The sequence below is a fragment of the Motilimonas pumila genome (assembly GCF_003596335.1).
Lineage (GTDB): Bacteria > Pseudomonadota > Gammaproteobacteria > Enterobacterales > CBDFNC01 > Motilimonas > Motilimonas pumila.
Genome location: NZ_QZCH01000002.1, coordinates 40093 through 57275, shown reverse-complemented (window position 1 = coordinate 57275; position 17183 = coordinate 40093). Strand labels below are relative to the sequence as shown.

Genomic DNA, 17183 nt, shown 5'->3' with positions numbered 1-17183 from the left:
AGGTCAGTAGAACAAAAAACCTTAGCTATACGCAACTTATTCTACTGCTACTTTCTTACAACTGTGTTGATACGCCAACAACCAAGCAAAAAAACCGCCACCGCCCAAAGCGTAGGCCAGCCAAGCTTGCTGATCATAAAGCGCAGCTGCGGCCACCACCAAACCTGTGCCCGCAAGTGCCCAAAAGCGGCTTTTAGCCATATTCCGGCTATGCTCTTGATACCAAGACTGCATTTTATACATTTGATGTTGCTGATTTTTGAATTGTTTTAAACCGTCGTAGATAAGCTCTGGAAATTCGGGAATTTTTTCAGCCCAATAGGGGGCTTTATCCTTGATTGCGTTGACCACAGCTTTTGGTCCGACTTGTTGCATCATCCAGTTTTCTAAAAAGGGTTTAGCCGTTTTCCATAAATCTAACTGGGGGTATAGCTGGCGACCCAAGCCCTCTATGTACAGCAAGGTTTTTTGCAGTAAAACCAACTGCGGCTGCACTTTCATATTAAAGCGCCGCGCGGTGTTGAATAGGTTCAATAACACATGGCCAAATGAAATTTCAGCCAGCGGCTTTTCAAAAATGGGCTCGCACACCGCACGAATGGCAAACTCAAATTCTTCTACTTTGGTTTCTGGTGGCACCCAACCCGAGTCAACATGAAGCTGCGCGACTTTACGGTAATCACGATTAAAAAACGCCAAGAAATTTTCGGCTAAATAGCGCTGGTCTTCTTTATTTAAAGTCCCCACAATGCCGCAATCTATGCCAATCCAAAGAGGGTCTTCTGGGTGTTCATAAGATACAAAGACATTACCCGGGTGCATGTCTGCATGGAAGAAGCTATCGCGAAACACTTGTGCAAAAAACGTTTCCACGCCCCGCTCGGCCAGCAATTTCATATTGGTGCCTTGGGCTTCTAAGGCTGCAATATCTGACACGGGAATGCCGTAAATTCGCTCCATTACTAGCACACCATGGGTGCAATAATCGCTGATGATTTCCGGTACGTACAGCTCTTTAGAGCCTTCGAAGTTGCGCCTTAATTGAATGGCATTTGCACCTTCTCGCATCAAGTCCAGCTCATCAACGATGGTTTTTTCGTATTCTTGTACCACTTCAAGGGGCCGCAAGCGATCAGCCTCAGGCAGGTACTTTTGCACCAAAGACGCCAACAGTTTCATTAACTGCACATCGGCTTTAATTACCTTGTCGATACCTGGGCGAATGACTTTAATCACCACTTCACGGCCACAAGACTTAAGGTTTGCAGTGTGCACCTGAGCAATTGATGCGCTGGCCAATGGCGTGGCCTCAAAGTTGTCAAACAGTTGCTCAACCTTCGCCCCAAGGTGGTGTTCTATTTGCTGCTGCGCCAACTCACCACAAAAAGGCTCAACTTGGTCTTGCAGTAATGCCAACTGCTCGGCGTACTCTGGAGGTAACAGGTCTCGACGAGTCGATAACATCTGACCTAGCTTAATATAAACGGGGCCAAGCGTTTGCAACGCCAAACGAAAACGCTCTGGCAGCGCTTTATCTGCGTGTTGATTATCAATCCAGAAAATACTTTTGCGGCCTAAGCGAGCCAGCAACGGCAGTCGGTCTTTTGGAATAAGTTCATCTAAGCCATAATTGAGAAAGGTTTTGACGATGAAATAAAAGCGGCGTAATTCATTAAATTTCATCATTCGCAGCTTGGCTCCAACTTAGCTAAACGCATTTCAAGGGCTTGCAGTTGCTCTGCAAGCACGCTAACTTCATCGCAAAAATGTGCCACTTCGAGTGGTCCTGGTGCTAACCGATATTCTTCGGTGATGATTTCGGCTAAGTTCCCTTGTAACCGGCAGGCTTGTTTTTGAGCGCCTTGTTTAAGCTGCTTCGCGCCATAACAAAGCTTATGAGCCACGACATCCCCGACGTAGTGAGACAGCTCTTCTTCCCAATCAATCTCCATCTCAGTTAACAACTCAGCAAATTGCTGCAGTAACTGAATATCGCCTTCTACTTCGAGCTTGTCTTGTTTGATCAGCTGAGTGGTCTTGCCGCTGTCTTTTAGATCTTCGAGCGCACTCACCGACAACTTTACGGCAACATCCGGATTACCTTCAAAACGGCCTAAAACATCGACTTGCTGCGCAGACACAACAAAAAAGAACGGCTGTGCTAATTCTTTAAGCTCCATGGAAAAGACTCGCCCAGCAAGTCTTTGGCGACGGTTAGCTCCTTGTTGATCCCACTTTTGCAAGGTATTGATGCCGGTTTCAATACCAGCACTGAGTAAGTTCAACAATGGCATAACAAGCTCCTAAAATTTATACCCACGGTGCAAGGCAACGATGCCCCCCGTTAAGTTAAAGTATTCTACGCCTTCAAATTCGGCATCTTGCATCATGCCTTTTAGCGTTTCTTGATCGGGGTGCATACGGATACTTTCGGCTAAATAACGATAGCTGTCTGCATCATTCGCCACGACCTTGCCCATGCCAGGCAATATATTGAACGAATAAAAGTCGTAAGCTTTACTTAACAACGCCTGCTCGGTCTTCGAAAATTCTAATACCAACAAGCGCCCACCCGGTTTCAACACTCGATACATTGAGCGTAGCGCTTTATCTTTATCAGTCACATTGCGTAAACCAAAAGCGATAGTGATTAAATCGAAATGATTATCAGGAAACGGTAATGCTTCGGCATTGGCTTGTACGTATTCAACATTGCCTTCAATACCCAAGTCGCGCAATTTGGCGCGCCCTACTTTTAGCATTGAATCATTGATATCGGCGAGTACGACATGGCCCTGCGACCCCACCACTCGTGAGAACTTAGCCGTTAAATCACCCGTTCCTCCTGCCAAATCCAGCACTTTTTGGCCCGGGCGAATACCGGAGCAGTCAATAGTAAAGCGCTTCCATACCCGATGAATGCCAAAAGACATCAAGTCGTTCATCACATCGTATTTGGCAGCCACAGAGTGAAATACCTCTGCTACCTTCTCCACCTTGTCTTCAGTGGCAACGGTCTGATAACCAAAATGCGTTGTATCGTCCGCTTGCTGTGTCATTTCTGTTCCTTAAAAGCTGTAACTTAAGCTAGTTTACTTGATGCTAAGCACCGCATCCAGCGTTAAGCTAGATACAGATATGGAAAGCGATATATCCGAGTGATGCGGCAAAGAGCGAGACGCCTTAAGGCTTAAAAAAGCACTAATTTAAAACGCAGAACTTTGAGCTATCAATTAAAGATCAACAACTTAAACTACTTAACATAAACGACAACGAACCGTTCTTATTATTGGCAATTTTATCTCATGGCAACTGGCTATACTTATGTACAAGGCGCAAGCCTTAACCTCCTTCAAATCAAGAGGACATACAGTTCACCTGCTTGTTATTACGGTTTATTCAACACTTATGGGGATAAGGGTCGAGCTTAACGCAATTAATACTTGGGTGGACTGTATGGCACTTTATTCGAAATAGAATACGGGCTGATTTTGCCAAATACACTCCATTACGAAAGAAAATCACGCAATAAAGCACCAATAAGGTCAGCATCAACTTATCTAAAATAGCGCCTAACTTTTTGTATTGGTGAGCGAACACGGCCAAGCCAATGAATAATGGAAACATACCGAGTAGGTAACGAGGACCACTTAACAATCATGAGGGTGAATACGAGATAAATAAATTTACCAACCCATACAAAATATAGGCTTGTGGTAAACGCCTCATACACAAAGCAAGTTCCGCCAAACAGAAAAAGAATAACATCAGGGTCGGTAGCCAAGTGCCAACAGCCACGAAAAATTCCGCTTCTCTTACCAAGTTGAAAAAAGTTGCTAAATTCTGAGCAAAAAAGCCAAATGAATTGTGCCAGTTTTCTTTTTGATAAACTAAAAATTGAAACCAGTCGCCACTTACCCATTTGTTGATGATCAAATAGGTACCTATACCTAACGGCAATGCACAACAAGCCAAACCTGAGCTTAGGTAATAACGGCATTTCGCATGCACCGATGCCTCGGTGATGTAACGACCTTGCCTTAATACCTAATACACCATGGGCACAAGCAATAAAACGCCATGATTCCGGGTCAACGCAGCAGCAAAACCAAACATTGCCGCAGCAGGAAATATCCCCCTGCGACAAAAATAAAAACACGCTAGCGACATCAACAAATAACGAACTTTCGGTATAAGCAATCGAAGCAAAAAATGAAAAAGGGTAAATAAGTAACCTGAACTCGGGATAAGCAGCGCCTCACAACACAGCTATTTGGGTCCCTTTCTGCGTTGTCGCCACTGCCAATAGCGGGCTATTGGACATGTGGCTCCGCCTTGACAGGAACCAAACTATCAGTATTGTGGCAAAATTAGGTTATTTCGGGAGTGGTAAGTTTGTACTTAATTAAAGTTTTATTATTTATCATATAATTACGACACTCATCATCCCGAGTTCAGGTTAAGTAGGTATTTAACGCTGGCAGCAGCAATGTCGCGCTGATGGAATTCGAACATGACCAATTTAAACAAGGTAAAACAAGCCAAAATCAGACAAATGTTAGAAACGGCTACCGCAGCAAAAAATGTATCGGGGATCAGATAAGTCATTAAATGCACTAACACCGGATACAAGGGATAAAAAACCAGCAGCAAGCGGTCTTTACCCTCATTCACGTAACCATTGTCTGCGATCGATAAGAAACTATTAGTATCCCAACGGTACCAAAGATCTCGAAATATCGTCAGCAAATCATTATCACTTGGGTGGATCAAATGAAAAACAATCTGCACCACCGCAAACAGTAATAGCCGACTGGCAATGACGGCCAAACTGATTTGCCACAATAATTGCCAATTTTGATGTCCACTAAAGCTCCGCCAACTGGGGTGGCAACCTTGATAACCCAGAGGGGCTTGATTAATCCAGCTAAAATTTCGAAGTGAAAAATACACAGTTGCGACAACCATCACCAGCAGTGAAAGCAGTGACGTCCATTGCACTATCTCAGCAAACATAATAATCCCTTTATGTTTACTTTGATTTTTTTGATGCTTTTATTTTAGCCGATGATGGCACCATACCTCAACCATAGAACCAAGGCCATTACATTAACAAACATACACTTATCGCCGTGTACGCAATGTCAGCTTACGTAAACTAAGGTAATTTTCCTCAAGTTACCTTGTATTCTAGGTGTGAGCAGATACATTGAGATTTCCTCTAGTTATATTTGCTTGATAAATTTATGGCGCGGCTGCAGGATTGAACTTGCTGTCCGCTGAATGGGCCAACCTTGATGGTACGTTCAGCAAGCTGCATCCGAGCCAATTTTTTCAGTACCCCACTCGTGTATCAAACTTGCCATTGACGGCAATGAATACTCACCCGCTCTGCTTAGGCGCAATTTAGACGTATGCAACTAAAGAAGAAGCTTCATCTGAAAGATTTATCGATAATGCCGGTTCATATCTTTCAGGCCGTTCGCCGAAACCATAATGAGGAAGAGAGTGAAAACGCAAATATTCATAGCTTGGTGTTTATTCGCATTAGCGAGTGCCACTACTCAAGCTGCAGACAGTCAGTGGATCACTAATGAAAATCACCCGCCCGTCAAAGTGAGGCTTTCTACCACCGGGCAGGTTGATACCAGCAACAAGCGGGTATTTAGCGTTTTACAGGTGCAGCTGAATGATGGTTGGAAGACCTATTGGCGCTCGCCTGGTGAAGGGGGTGTTGCTCCCAGTATCGAGTGGCAACATTCAGACAACCTCGCAGCAATCGATTGGCTTTGGCCCTTGCCTGAAACGTTTAACATTCTTGGAATCAACACCGTAGGGTACCAACAAGCCGTTGCCTTTCCGTTGCACCTAGTGGCAGAAGATATCACCCAGCCAATACGTTTACGCGCGACATTAACGCTGCCAAGTTGCACCAGTGTTTGCGTCTTAACCGACTACCCAATTATACTTGATATCGATCCCAAACAGCGCAAAGCGAACCAAGACAGTGCATTTGCTTACGGCCAAGCTCTGAGCTTAGTGCCGCAACCAGATCCCCAAGCTGAACTCACTCAAGTAGTGTGGCACCAAAGCAGCCAAACCCTGAGTCTCGCGCTAAAAGGCAGGGTATGGCAGCAACCGACAGTTTTTATTGATGGCGCTGAAGACACGCATTTTAGCGTTCTGAAACAATGGCAAGACGGTGATCAACTTAAGCTAATTGCTGCGGGAAAAGGTTGGCTAAGTGAGGCCAACTTGACTGGTAAAAGCCTAAGCATCACGGTTGCTGATGAGCATTTCGCTGGTGAGTATCACGCGACCGCAGCACAAGGTTTACCTTTTGAACCACCCGCTGGTAGCAAGCTACCAATCTGGCTGATTGCCCTCATGGGTGGCTTTATTTTAAATTTCATGCCCTGCGTATTACCCGTGTTAGGACTCAAATTAAACAGTATCATAAGGGTGCCAAACCATGACCAGGCTCATTTGAGGAGGCAATTTTTAGCATCCGCAGCGGGAATAGTAGTCTCATTCTGGCTCATTGCTACCGCGCTTTTGCTACTCAAGGTCAGTGGTAAAAGTATAGGCTGGGGAATACAGTTTCAGCAGCCTTGGTTCCTGGCGTTAATGTTATTAGTGACCACTATTTTTGCATTTAACCTACTTGGTTGGTTTGACATTCAGTTGCCCAGCCGCTGGCAAACTCGGTTAGCAACCAGTGGTAATAAAGGCTATCAAGGTCATTTCTTACAGGGCATGTTTGCCACCTTGCTAGCCACCCCGTGCAGCGCGCCTTTTCTTGGTACCGCAGTGGCTTTTGCTCTGGCTGCCAGCAATACAAGCATGATGATTATCTTCACTTTTCTTGGTCTAGGTATGGCCGCCCCTTGGCTGCTCGTTGCCGCATGGCCACAAACCGCGCGATTACTACCAAAGCCAGGCCCCTGGATGGGTTGGCTGAAATACCTCTTTGCTTTCATGCTGCTCGCTACGAGTGTATGGATAGGTTACTTATTGGCTCAATTTATCAGCATGGCTGCACTGGTACTGGTTATTCTCTGTCTCAGCTTGTTAGGGGCTTGGTTAGTGCTTAAGCGTTATGGTGGTAGAATTTGCCTGATAGTAATAAGCACCTCGTTACTGCTGCTAGGCTGTGTTGCCTTCGGCGCAGCACTCACCAGTAAATCATGGCAAACGCCCTTGCCTCAATTAACGTGGCAACCCTTAAAGCAAACCAATATAAAGCAATTGGTCGACGCAGGGCATGTAGTGTTTGTCGACGTTACCGCAGACTGGTGTATTACCTGCAAAGCTAATAAAGTAGGGGTGTTATTACAGTCTCCCGTAGTGGAGCAATTACAAAGCAACACAGTAAAACTGGTTCAGGCAGACTGGACTCGCCCTGCCGCTCACATCAACGATTATTTGCAGCAATATAATCGTTATGGCGTGCCTTTTAATATTGTCTATGGCCCCTCTGCCCCGCATGGCATTGCGCTGCCGGTAATATTAACTGCTTCTGCCGTGACTCAAGCTCTGCAACAAGCTTCAGGGCTGACTACCCCTGATGAGCAGCAGTCAAATACAAAGCCATCCAACCTGGAATATTTACAAGCACAAAATAAGGGAACTGATGAAATTGAATAAGTGGCGTAAGTGGACTGGCCAAGGCGTCAGTTTTTTGTTGTTACTTTTTATCATAAGCAGCGTCGCTGACTGGTGGCGTGGACGCGATCTTATTCATCAGCCTATACCCGATATAACTGTGTATGATATTGAGGGTAAAGCAATAAACCTCGCGCAACTCAGTCAACAGCAAGCACCCACTCTCATATACTTCTGGGGAACTTGGTGCCCTGTGTGTAACTACGTTAGCCCTGCTGTCTCATGGCTTAGCCAGCATTATCAAATTGTCAGTGTGGCCCTACGATCCGGTGAGCCAGATAGGGTAAGGCAATATTTAGAGCATCATGATTACGAGTTTAATACCATTAACGATCCTCAGAACCGACTAGGGGCAGCTTGGGGGATACGAGTCACTCCGACCCTCGTCGTCATTAAAGACGGTAAAATTCAATATTACACAACAGGTTTCACGAGTTTGCCAGGAATATGGTGGAGACTCTGGCTGGCCTAATTCAGAACAATATGCTGTAGCATACTTTATCAACAATGATGTTACAGCGTATAACACCGCCCATTATTGCTAGATTGTACTTTCACTCGCAACCGCTAGGCTAACCCTAACAGCTTAAACAAAAAAGTCACGCCCACTCATCCGCCCCATAAAATCATTACCTTGTGATAACAATAAAATCAAAAAAATTACTATTAAATCGACTGAAACCTAACTCGGTTCCCATTATCATCATATTTTTTTAAAAAAAATTTATTACAAACCAGTCACTTTTATTAACAAATTCTACCAACCCCAAACCACCCATTTTGCTGTTCAAGCAACTTAAAATAGATTTTTATACTGAAAAGTGGAGTAAGGCCTATGTAGCACAGTCTCAGTTAAGCACTATTTTAGCGTTCCTATTTACATCGGTTTATGCCGCTAAATACTGCAAAAAATGCGGTAGGCCTGCGCTCACCCCAAGTAAAGGAAAACCCTTAAATCATTGTATTTACATACTTTTTTAAGATTGATACGGTTAAAAAAAGACTCGTAGTGAGTGTTTTGTAAATACATGGAGTAACAAATGTTAGAGCAACAAATTCAAGCAATCTTAGTAGACGTATTAGGAGTTGAGCCAGAAGAGGTTAACCCTGCCGCAAACTTGGTCGATGATTTAGCGGCAGAGTCGATAGACTTCGTCGATATTATTTACTCACTGGAACAAGCCTACCAACTGAAGATTAATCCAGGAGATATTTTTCCCGCTTTCTTGCAACAGCAAACTTACTTGGATGCCGAAGGTAACGTCAGCGATGACACTTTGCAGCGCCTAACTCAAGAGTACCCACACTTTGACCAAGCCTGTTTGACGGCATTCAGCGAGCATAAACAGCCTCAAACTTTCTTTAATGTCAGTAGCTTAATTGATTTCATTCAATTTAAGCAGGCCGCCTAAGCCTATGATTGCAGTAACCGGGTTGGGGATTTGTAGCGCCTTAGGGAATGACACTGAAACCGTATGGTCACGCATGCTCGCAGGACAAACGGGAATTCAAACATTGCCGCCTTCCCACTCCCTTGCAGGGCATGGTGTGCACTTGTTAGCACAATGTACGCGGCCTTCATTACAAGCCGACTTTGGTGAACAAGTGCCAGCATTGAAAAAGCAGTTGCGTCATATGCATAGAATCAGCCAAATGCTTTGTTATGCAGCGTTTACAGCTTTGCAAGATGCACATTTAGCACACATGAAACTGGCCAATAACCCTAGGGTTGCCTTGTTAGTTGGCGCGTCATCCCACCTCTGCGAAGACGTGACTGCGCAAGCCTTAACTGAGCGAAACCCAAACTGGTTTTTGCAAACTTATGCCAATATTCACTTGGCCCACTTAGCGATTTTAACCGGTATTTCAGGTCCAAGTAGTTGCATCGTCAACGCCTGTACCAGCGGCAGTCAAGCGATCGGTTTAGGTTACAAAATGCTGCAACATAATGAGGCTGATACCGTCATTGTTGCGGGCTGTGACAGCCGGATTTCTCCGGCTTTTCTGTCTGGCTTTAGCCGCTTAAACATGCACAGCCCTGGTCATACTTTGGCGCAAGGAATTCAGCCCTTTGCTGAACACCGAAATGGTTTTGTATTAGGCGAAGGCGCTGGCGTCATGGTGCTAGAGCGGGAGAGTCATGCCCATCAGCGCCAAGCCAAGGTGCACGCAAAGATTGTCGGTTACGGCAACACGACCGACGCCCACCGGCTCACCGATCCTAGCGCGCATGGTAAGCAAAGCGCCATGAGCATGGCACTGACAGATGCTCAATTAACGGCAACCGATATTCAATACGTCAATGCCCACGGTACGGGTACAAAACTGAACGACCGTACTGAATGCCAAGCCATTGCTCAATTACTGCCACACCGGCCCAAAGTGAACAGCAGTAAGTCATTACTAGGGCACACCTTAGCCGCAAGTGGCGTGCTTGAGTCGATCGTCTGCGTACAAAGCTTAAAACAGCAACGACTACACCCAAACTTAAACCTGCAGCCTGCTGCCCAAGATTGCCCAGTCAACTTAGTTGGCAACATAGCAGAGACGCACGCAATGGAGTATTGCTTAAATAATTCCAGCGCAATCGGCGGCAGCAATACCAGTTTAATTTTCCAACGAGCAGCTACCACTGCTTGTGAACCCTAAAGGATTACACTATGAACACCTCAGCGGTCGCTATCACCGGTGTCGGGGCGTTAACACCTCTTGGCATCAGCCTTGAGCAACACATTCAACAACATCAAGCCGGTCATGTTCCCTTGACTTGCCATCACCAATTGCCTTTTAAGCAGGGAGTGGTGGCCGATTTTGAACCGAAACAGCTGATTAAAGATAAAAAATCGATTCGTATGCTGACGCGCCAAGCCAAGCTTGGTATTGCCAGCGCAACCTTAGCTGTCAGCGACAGTCAAATAGCCCCAGCGGTGCTTGCCGCCAACGGTGAGCAGCATGGCATTATCTTCGGTGCCTTTATGAGTCAAGGCATTATTAATGCCGCTGCGCCATACCTGGCGAGCCTAGACAGTCAAGGGGAAATTGACTACCAAGCACTTGGTGAACACGGCTATCGCCTATTTCCTCCATTGTGGATATTGCCTCGATTACCCAATACAACCGGCGGCCAAATATCTATTCAATATGGCCTGAAAGGCATTAGCTACAGTGTGATTAATGGCCCTAGCGGTGGTGCTATAGCCATGGGAGAAGCTTTTCAAAGCATCGTTGACGGTCGCAGTGAGCGAGTATTAGCGGGAGCCTCAGAAATGGATCCCACCATAGAGCAACAGTTTTTACTCCAACAGCAAGATTTATTAGCCCTTGAACACCCCAAAACGCCGGGCTTAACAATCAGCGAGGCAGGCGTTAGCTTTTGGTTAGAGCGGGCCGATTTGGTCAGCCAAACACCTTACGCCTACATTGACGCCTATCAAAACGACTACCTGTCGCGGATCTTAACCCTCACCTGTGACGAAATTTGCTTACAACTGACCCAGCAACTTAAACAGGTACTCGCCGCGGCAAACTTACAGCCGAGTGATATTGATGCGATACAAGTAACCAGTGCCGGTATTGCACAACTTGATGAAGCTGAAGCACACGCGATTTACCGGGTCTTTGGCGCAGATACCGCCATCGTTTCCAGTACCGCAAATACGGGCTTTACCCTCGGCGCTGCCGCCGCAACAAGCTTATTTTACGCTTGTTTACAGCTTAAACATGGCTACCTCGCGCCTGTTCACTTGGCTGCTCAACGACCGCTAGCCGACAAGCTGAATTATGTAACGCAATGCCAGCCCTCAGCCAATATACAACGCTTGCTGTGTCATCACATCGATTACCTGGGCAACCAATGCAGTCTGATATTAAGCCGTAAGCCACACGCTTCTCATAGCCAAAAGGATCCAAGGGATGAACAATAACAAGCAGGCACCATTTGAACGCGTCGTCATAACTGGCATGGGTTGCGTCAGTCCATTTGGCACCGGGGCAACACAGTTATGGCAAAGTTTGTTGCAAGGTGAAAACGGCATTAAAGCCGTGCAGCATCTGCCGCTATCTGGGGATATTGTGGCCATTGCCGCATCCAGGCCGTGTTTACAGCAGGCCATTAAGCGGCACCCAAATTTAAGTCAGTACACAAGCTTAGACGCAAGCGTCCAAGGTTTTTTTCTGGCTGTGGAGGAGGCAGTGCAGCAAGCAGAGCTGGATTTATTCACCCCAGAGTATCGTCACACAGCTTGCATGATAGCCGATCGTACTTATTCTCCCGCCAACGATATGGCCGCTTTTTTGCCACATTTACGGCACGCGCAGAGCGAGGGCGCATTTTCTCCTTCGGCCTATTGGCAACAACTGACACAGTGCGACCAATTAGCGCAGCGCAAGCAAGTCTCAGAGTTTGAGAGCATCAACCATTTTACCGCCCGCTACTACGGTTTAACGGGGCCGCATTTAAGCATAGGCACAGCATGTGCTTCAGGAAATAACGCCATCGGCGAAGCTTTTGAAAAAATACGCCGCGGAAAAATACGCACCGCTTTGGCTGGCGGCGCATATGATTTCGATATCAATGCCATGATAGGTTTCACACGAATCGGCGCATTGAGTCAAAACCCCGACCCCGAAACTGCTTGCGCCCCCTTTAGTCAAACCCGCTCAGGTTTTGTAATGGGCAGCGGCTGCGCTGTGCTGGTGATCGAATCTCTGTCTTGTGCCCTCGCAAGGGGAGCAACCATTCTGGCCGAAGTCACTGGCTACGCATCTTTCTCTGATGGTTATCGCGCGACCGACCCAGACCCAGAAGCCTCGGGAGCCAGCCGCACTCTGCGCGGAGCCTTAGCTGTGGCAGGCCTTGATCCCGAACAAATAAGTTACATCAACGCTCACGGTACTTCGACCCAAATGAATGACAAAATTGAGTCTCTAGCCATTAAAAAAGTGTTCCAGCAAGCGGCTTATAAAGTGCCTATTTCATCCACTAAATCAATGATTGGGCACGGCATTATGGCTGCTGGCGCGATCGAGGCTGTCGCTTGTATCCAGTCTATTCGCAGTCAAATGATCCACGGTACACGCAATTACCAGCAAGCGGATCCAGAGCTGGACTTAGATTATGTCCCCGAAACCAGCCGCGACCTGAAAGTGGAGCACGTTTTATCCAATAACTTTGGCTTTGGAGGCCAAAATGCCAGCGTGATTTTTTCAGCTTATTCAGGAGCACAGCATGAAACTCATCGCTGATGCCACGCTCGAGCAAGTAACGGATCGTCAATGGCAAAGCAGAATCATGGTTGATCTGAAACAACACCGCTACTTGCTAAGCCATCAAATTGCAGGCCAAGCCGTCATTCCTAGTGTCTTTTTGTTAGAAATGGCGCTGCAGCTATTACAACCTGTTGCTAAATGGCCCTTAGTGAACACACAAGCGAGCCATATCACAGCTCCTCGCTTTGCGGTTGTTAACCCCGAACAACCAACACCCTTAACCTTTTTGCTACAGCAAGAAGCACCAGAGAGCGACTTTTTACTCACGGTACTCAGCGACAAACGTAATCGAAGTGGCAAAACAGTACGACAGAATATCGTTGTACTGACAGCCAAGTTAGCTCAAGTGAAAGCCGGTGAAGTTTCTACTCACGCAGGTTATCAATCGCTGTTGCAAGCGATGACTGACCCAGCATCAGCAGCCAATATAGATATAGTCAGTCGTGCGACAGTCAGTGAGTTTCAACAACACGCTCCAAGCCAGCTCGGTTGCTTGTTTGCCACTTTAGATTTTGACTATCGCTGTCACGTTCCGAGCAACAGTTTGTTGGCAGGCGCAAACCTGCGTAACAGCGCCCAATACTTACTCGCCAATAGCACCGAACCAGACTTGCACAGTCCAGTGTTAGCTTGTATGGCAGCAGTACAGCACATCCCATTTTTCAGTTTTTTACAGGGGCAAGTGCAATTACCCAGTGACATTGGCCAATTGCATTATCTCGGTCAAGCTCAAGATGGTCGCCTCACTACCGTGATTCAAACCAGTCAGCAAGGGGCCGGCTTAAACATTTTACAAGTCAACAGCCATGACTTAAGCCCTGTTGCATTTTTCTCGAATTACCAACTGGTTAGCAGGAATTTATAACCATGCCTTCAAACTATTTTTTCATTCATTGGGCCAAAGATGTCGCCATCAGCCCTACGCAGTTGTCATTTTCGTTCACCTATGACGCGACCACCATGCCCGCCATGGCCGACCACTTTTTTGCCGACCACTGTTTAGTACCGGCAGCCATGACCAATGAAATGTTTATTCAAGCCGCGGTAGCGCTCGCTCAAGTGGACGACTACTTTCCGATAGCCATCGACCATTTTCGAGTCGACCGTGCTTTATCATTTGCACTTGGCCAACAGCAGCAAGTTTGCCTGCATTGCGAGCAGGTTGCGCCGCTACAATTTCAGCTCACATTAACCACCGACTTATACAATAAAGCCGGTAAGCTCACTCGTCGTGGTGTCACAGTGGCTTGCGCCAGCATTCGATTGCAAGCCAAGCTGCCGGAAAACTTGCCTGCCGTGCCAATGGCAGCCAAATTAGACCATTACGCTATGCCTGCGACGGCATATTATCAACATATTAACCACACCCATGGTCCTTTATTTCAAACCATGACGGGGCAATTTTCATTAGATCCCAAACAACGATGTATAGCCAGTACATTCAACATACAGCGCCATGAAGCACAATTTTCACAACAACCCGATTTGGCATTTATCTGCTCGCCGCTGGCGATAGACAGTGTATTACAAACGGCTGTGCTCAATTGCATTCAAATTGAAAGCCAAGATAAACCCACGTTCTACAGTAAGTTGCCGGTGCAAATGCAGCACGTTTATATCTTGCAGGCCTTCAACATGGCTCAAGATTATCACTGCCAAGGGGCCATTACGTTACTGCAAGGGCCAGACCAACACATGAACTTTAGGGTTCATGATAGAAACGGCGAATGCAGCGCCTACTTCGGTCATATTGGCCTTAAGCATGCTCCTATCGAGCTACGTAATAGTATTCAGTTTGATACGGACCTTGCCTGTTACCGTCAACAGGTGGAGACGGCATCATGATCGACTTACTCAACGAAAAATTAAACGAAATGCTTCCGCTACCATTGAGTCAAAGGCGGTTACCAAAGTCGGAACAAATCGATGGCATGATAGCAGCCCATGAGTTGCCTTTACTGGCAGGCGCAAAGGTCAGCTATGACTGCAACAATATTGCTCAATTGCAGTTAAATTTAGATCACCAGCAAGCGCTGTTTGCCAGTCATCATAGCTTTACCATGGGCGATATTATTCCCGCTACGGTATTGCTAGAGTATTTACTTGAAGCCGCGGCTTGGCTGCTAGGCCACCATTTTGGCCAGCAACAGTGTTACCCGCTAGCAGTCAGCCAATTTATTATTGAGCGAGGTTTAGTATTAACGCCGGGTAAAACTACCGAGCTAGAAATCCACATTGAGAAAATAGCGATCAATAGCGTTAAGAGCAGTTTGAAAGTCTCGTTACTGAGCCAGCGGATTAACCGCCAAGGCAAATGCTTAGGTAAAAAACGCCACGCCAGCGCTCAAATCAGCTTCGACTTTAGGCTCAAACCCAGCGTGCAACTGCCTTATTTTGATGGTGAAATTCAGCAATATAAAGCCTGCAAAGATTTTCTGTACGATCGTATTATTACAACCCACGGGCCATTATTCCAAAGCTTAACCGGAGAGTTTGTCTTAAGTGAAAATCGCCAGGAGCTATTGGGTGAGTACCACTGCCAACACAAAGAGAAAGGCTGGTTAGCCAGTGGCAATGACCATTTCATTATGTCGCCACTGGGCTTAGACTCTTGCTTACAACTGATTTGCTTTAGCGCTATTTTGCACGACGGTAAGCCCCGCTTACCTATGAAAATTCAAGCGCTACAGGTCTTTCGCCAACACCCTAGTCACAGCTTTTGTCGGGTACATATTCACCTGCAACGAGCAGACGAAGCTGAAATTATCTGCAAAATGGCCGTATTTGATAGCAATAACCAGGTCATATTGGAGGCTCAAGGGGTGATGATGCGTCATCACATGGGACAGCAGTTTGATGCAGAAATCATTGAGCAATGGTTAGCACGCAGCGCTGTCACAGCCACACCAGCAACCGATACCGAAGCATTAGTAAAAGCAGAGTTGGAGGCCAGCGATGAGTAAACCCAGCGCTGACCAGTGGCTGGCTTTTAAAAGCCCGAGTTTTACCATTCGTTACTGCTTAAAAGGAAACCCTGACAGTAAACATTTACTGGTTTTTTTAAATGGCGTGTTTCATGGTGCAGATTCTTGGTTAAAACAACAAAGGTATCGCCCTTTCAAGCATGACTACGGCCTGCTATTTATTGACTACCCTGGCTGTGGAGAAAGTGCTGGGACTACGTGGCAAGCCTTTCATTACGATGAACTGACTGCCGCGCTGCATTCACTCATTACACAGCTTAATTTTCAGCATCGCAGCTTAATCGGTTACTCACTGGGCGGCATGCTAGCACTCAGCCTGGTGAATCAATACCCCACGTCTTGGCACAGTATGGTAATGCTTAATAGCGCCGCAGAGATTTCGCAAAAAGGTCAACGAATGCTGCGGGCGGTGATACAACAACTGCAGGCAAAAGTCCTCCCCGAGCAGGTCTTTGCTAATGTCTATCCTTGGTTTTTCAGCGATGACTACTTGGCTAAGCTGACTGGTTTTGAAGCCAATGTGCTGCAAAAATACCAGCATAACAATCGAGACATTACCGGTTTAAGCCGGTTTCTCGATGCCTGTAGGCAACGTCAAACTACGTGTCATATCCCGCGTCAACTGCCTTGCCTTCAAATTGCTTGTGACGGTGACATTCTCTGCCCTCCAGCGCTACAACGAGCGATGCAACGGGCCAATCCGCAGCTTCAGCACGTCATGTTTAATAAAGATACGCACGTTGCCAATATTGAGTTACACCCTGAAGTTAACCGCCATATTCAGCATTTCTTGGAGTCACTATGACTAGCCCAACATTACTTGTGATCGACCGACAAGGTCAGCCTTGCGATTATTCATACCCTCCCGAACAAGGTGAGCAAATTGCTGCCATCAACCAGACTTTGATAAAGCAAAAGTGCGACACCTTATGGCTCACCATCAAGGTGCAAACGAACGCTCAAGAGAGCCTAGATCAACTGTTTGCGTGTCTACGACAGCTTTATCGGCCTCTAATGCGACAAAAAGGCTGTCACTTTTGGGTATGCTGGCAAGGTCAGACTGACCCTATGTCGGAAGCTGGCGCTAAAGCATTGACCCAAATTGCCGCCCTGGAATTGGCAGCTAAACAAGTCAGCATCAACTTTGTTTCAACCACAGAAAGAATGCCGGATGCCAAGCGACAAGCGCTACTGGACTGGCCTCAATCTCGTTATTACACCGCCCAATCGATGTCACTGACCGAAGGCTAATCCTAAAGGACTAAT

16 protein-coding genes are annotated in these 17183 nt (G+C 46.6%); 11 read left to right on the top strand and 5 right to left on the bottom strand.

Annotation, left to right across the window (positions count from 1 at the left end; all coding sequences use genetic code 11):
* Positions 1-36: 36 nt before the first annotated feature.
* The 5 genes from ubiB to D1Z90_RS02900 all read right to left on the bottom strand — a co-directional run bounded on the left by ubiB (position 37) and on the right by D1Z90_RS02900 (position 5016).
* On the bottom strand, positions 37-1683 hold the full coding sequence (gene ubiB, locus D1Z90_RS02920) for a ubiquinone biosynthesis regulatory protein kinase UbiB (protein WP_119909249.1): 1647 nt from the start codon (positions 1681-1683) through the stop codon (positions 37-39).
* Positions 1683-2294, bottom strand: a complete 612-nt coding sequence (locus tag D1Z90_RS02915; protein WP_198419035.1) for a ubiquinone biosynthesis accessory factor UbiJ — start codon at positions 2292-2294, stop codon at positions 1683-1685. The genes ubiB and D1Z90_RS02915 overlap by 1 nt, the downstream gene beginning before the upstream one ends.
* Positions 2295-2303: 9 nt before the next feature.
* A complete protein-coding gene (gene ubiE / locus D1Z90_RS02910; protein WP_119909248.1) occupies positions 2304-3059 on the bottom strand; it encodes a bifunctional demethylmenaquinone methyltransferase/2-methoxy-6-polyprenyl-1,4-benzoquinol methylase UbiE in 756 nt (251 codons plus the stop codon).
* Positions 3060-3657: 598 nt separating this feature from the next.
* The gene (locus D1Z90_RS02905; protein ID WP_147378724.1) at positions 3658-3936 is read right to left on the bottom strand and encodes a hypothetical protein; all 279 of its coding nucleotides are present in this window, start codon (positions 3934-3936) and stop codon (positions 3658-3660) included.
* A 507-nt stretch (positions 3937-4443) separates the two neighbouring features.
* Complete coding sequence (locus D1Z90_RS02900; RefSeq protein ID WP_119909246.1) at positions 4444-5016, bottom strand: hypothetical protein; 573 nt, start codon at positions 5014-5016, stop codon at positions 4444-4446.
* Positions 5017-5508: 492 nt separating this feature from the next.
* Here D1Z90_RS02900 and D1Z90_RS02895 point away from each other — a divergent pair, with 492 nt between their 5' ends.
* The 11 genes from D1Z90_RS02895 (at position 5509) to D1Z90_RS02845 (ending at position 17168) form a co-directional block, all read left to right on the top strand.
* Positions 5509-7647 (top strand): protein-disulfide reductase DsbD family protein, encoded by a 2139-nt coding sequence (locus tag D1Z90_RS02895; RefSeq protein ID WP_232525188.1) that lies wholly within the window; start codon positions 5509-5511, stop codon positions 7645-7647.
* Positions 7634-8137, top strand: a complete 504-nt coding sequence (locus D1Z90_RS02890; protein WP_119909244.1) for a protein disulfide oxidoreductase — start codon at positions 7634-7636, stop codon at positions 8135-8137. The genes D1Z90_RS02895 and D1Z90_RS02890 overlap by 14 nt, the downstream gene beginning before the upstream one ends.
* A gap of 568 nt (positions 8138-8705) precedes the next feature.
* The gene (locus D1Z90_RS02885) at positions 8706-9077 is read left to right on the top strand and encodes an acyl carrier protein (protein WP_119909243.1); all 372 of its coding nucleotides are present in this window, start codon (positions 8706-8708) and stop codon (positions 9075-9077) included.
* A 4-nt stretch (positions 9078-9081) separates the two neighbouring features.
* Positions 9082-10314 (top strand): beta-ketoacyl-[acyl-carrier-protein] synthase family protein, encoded by a 1233-nt coding sequence (locus D1Z90_RS02880; RefSeq protein ID WP_119909242.1) that lies wholly within the window; start codon positions 9082-9084, stop codon positions 10312-10314.
* A gap of 11 nt (positions 10315-10325) precedes the next feature.
* Positions 10326-11588 carry a beta-ketoacyl synthase N-terminal-like domain-containing protein gene (locus D1Z90_RS02875; RefSeq protein WP_119909241.1) on the top strand — a complete coding sequence of 421 codons (1263 nt, stop codon included), beginning with the start codon at positions 10326-10328 and terminating at the stop codon, positions 11586-11588.
* The gene (locus D1Z90_RS02870; RefSeq protein WP_119909240.1) at positions 11578-12909 is read left to right on the top strand and encodes a beta-ketoacyl-[acyl-carrier-protein] synthase family protein; all 1332 of its coding nucleotides are present in this window, start codon (positions 11578-11580) and stop codon (positions 12907-12909) included. Before D1Z90_RS02875 ends, D1Z90_RS02870 begins: the two co-directional genes overlap by 11 nt.
* Entirely contained in the window at positions 12893-13798 is a 906-nt protein-coding gene (locus D1Z90_RS02865) for a polyketide synthase dehydratase domain-containing protein (RefSeq protein WP_119909239.1), read from the top strand. Before D1Z90_RS02870 ends, D1Z90_RS02865 begins: the two co-directional genes overlap by 17 nt.
* A 2-nt stretch (positions 13799-13800) precedes the next feature.
* Positions 13801-14778: a hotdog family protein gene (locus tag D1Z90_RS02860; protein ID WP_119909238.1), complete on the top strand. Its 978-nt coding sequence runs from the start codon at positions 13801-13803 to the stop codon at positions 14776-14778.
* Positions 14775-15896 (top strand): polyketide synthase dehydratase domain-containing protein, encoded by a 1122-nt coding sequence (locus D1Z90_RS02855; protein ID WP_119909237.1) that lies wholly within the window; start codon positions 14775-14777, stop codon positions 15894-15896. Before D1Z90_RS02860 ends, D1Z90_RS02855 begins: the two co-directional genes overlap by 4 nt.
* On the top strand, positions 15889-16722 hold the full coding sequence (locus tag D1Z90_RS02850; RefSeq protein ID WP_119909236.1) for an alpha/beta fold hydrolase: 834 nt from the start codon (positions 15889-15891) through the stop codon (positions 16720-16722). Before D1Z90_RS02855 ends, D1Z90_RS02850 begins: the two co-directional genes overlap by 8 nt.
* Entirely contained in the window at positions 16719-17168 is a 450-nt protein-coding gene (locus D1Z90_RS02845; RefSeq protein ID WP_119909235.1) for a hypothetical protein, read from the top strand. The genes D1Z90_RS02850 and D1Z90_RS02845 overlap by 4 nt, the downstream gene beginning before the upstream one ends.
* Positions 17169-17183 lie beyond the last annotated feature (15 nt).

Bases quoted from the DNA above. Each gene is read 5' to 3' on its own strand.
- ubiB (WP_119909249.1), bottom strand. From the start codon at position 1,683: ATGAAATTTAATGAATTACGCCGCTTTTATTTCATCGTCAAAACCTTT.
- D1Z90_RS02915 (WP_198419035.1), bottom strand. From the start codon at position 2,294: ATGCCATTGTTGAACTTACTCAGTGCTGGTATTGAAACCGGCATCAAT.
- ubiE (WP_119909248.1), bottom strand. From the start codon at position 3,059: ATGACACAGCAAGCGGACGATACAACGCATTTTGGTTATCAGACCGTT.
- D1Z90_RS02900 (WP_119909246.1), bottom strand. From the start codon at position 5,016: ATGTTTGCTGAGATAGTGCAATGGACGTCACTGCTTTCACTGCTGGTG.
- D1Z90_RS02890 (WP_119909244.1), top strand. From the start codon at position 7,634: ATGAAATTGAATAAGTGGCGTAAGTGGACTGGCCAAGGCGTCAGTTTT.
- D1Z90_RS02885 (WP_119909243.1), top strand. From the start codon at position 8,706: ATGTTAGAGCAACAAATTCAAGCAATCTTAGTAGACGTATTAGGAGTT.
- D1Z90_RS02880 (WP_119909242.1), top strand. From the start codon at position 9,082: ATGATTGCAGTAACCGGGTTGGGGATTTGTAGCGCCTTAGGGAATGAC.
- D1Z90_RS02875 (WP_119909241.1), top strand. From the start codon at position 10,326: ATGAACACCTCAGCGGTCGCTATCACCGGTGTCGGGGCGTTAACACCT.
- D1Z90_RS02870 (WP_119909240.1), top strand. From the start codon at position 11,578: ATGAACAATAACAAGCAGGCACCATTTGAACGCGTCGTCATAACTGGC.
- D1Z90_RS02865 (WP_119909239.1), top strand. From the start codon at position 12,893: ATGAAACTCATCGCTGATGCCACGCTCGAGCAAGTAACGGATCGTCAA.
- D1Z90_RS02860 (WP_119909238.1), top strand. From the start codon at position 13,801: ATGCCTTCAAACTATTTTTTCATTCATTGGGCCAAAGATGTCGCCATC.
- D1Z90_RS02855 (WP_119909237.1), top strand. From the start codon at position 14,775: ATGATCGACTTACTCAACGAAAAATTAAACGAAATGCTTCCGCTACCA.
- D1Z90_RS02850 (WP_119909236.1), top strand. From the start codon at position 15,889: ATGAGTAAACCCAGCGCTGACCAGTGGCTGGCTTTTAAAAGCCCGAGT.
- D1Z90_RS02845 (WP_119909235.1), top strand. From the start codon at position 16,719: ATGACTAGCCCAACATTACTTGTGATCGACCGACAAGGTCAGCCTTGC.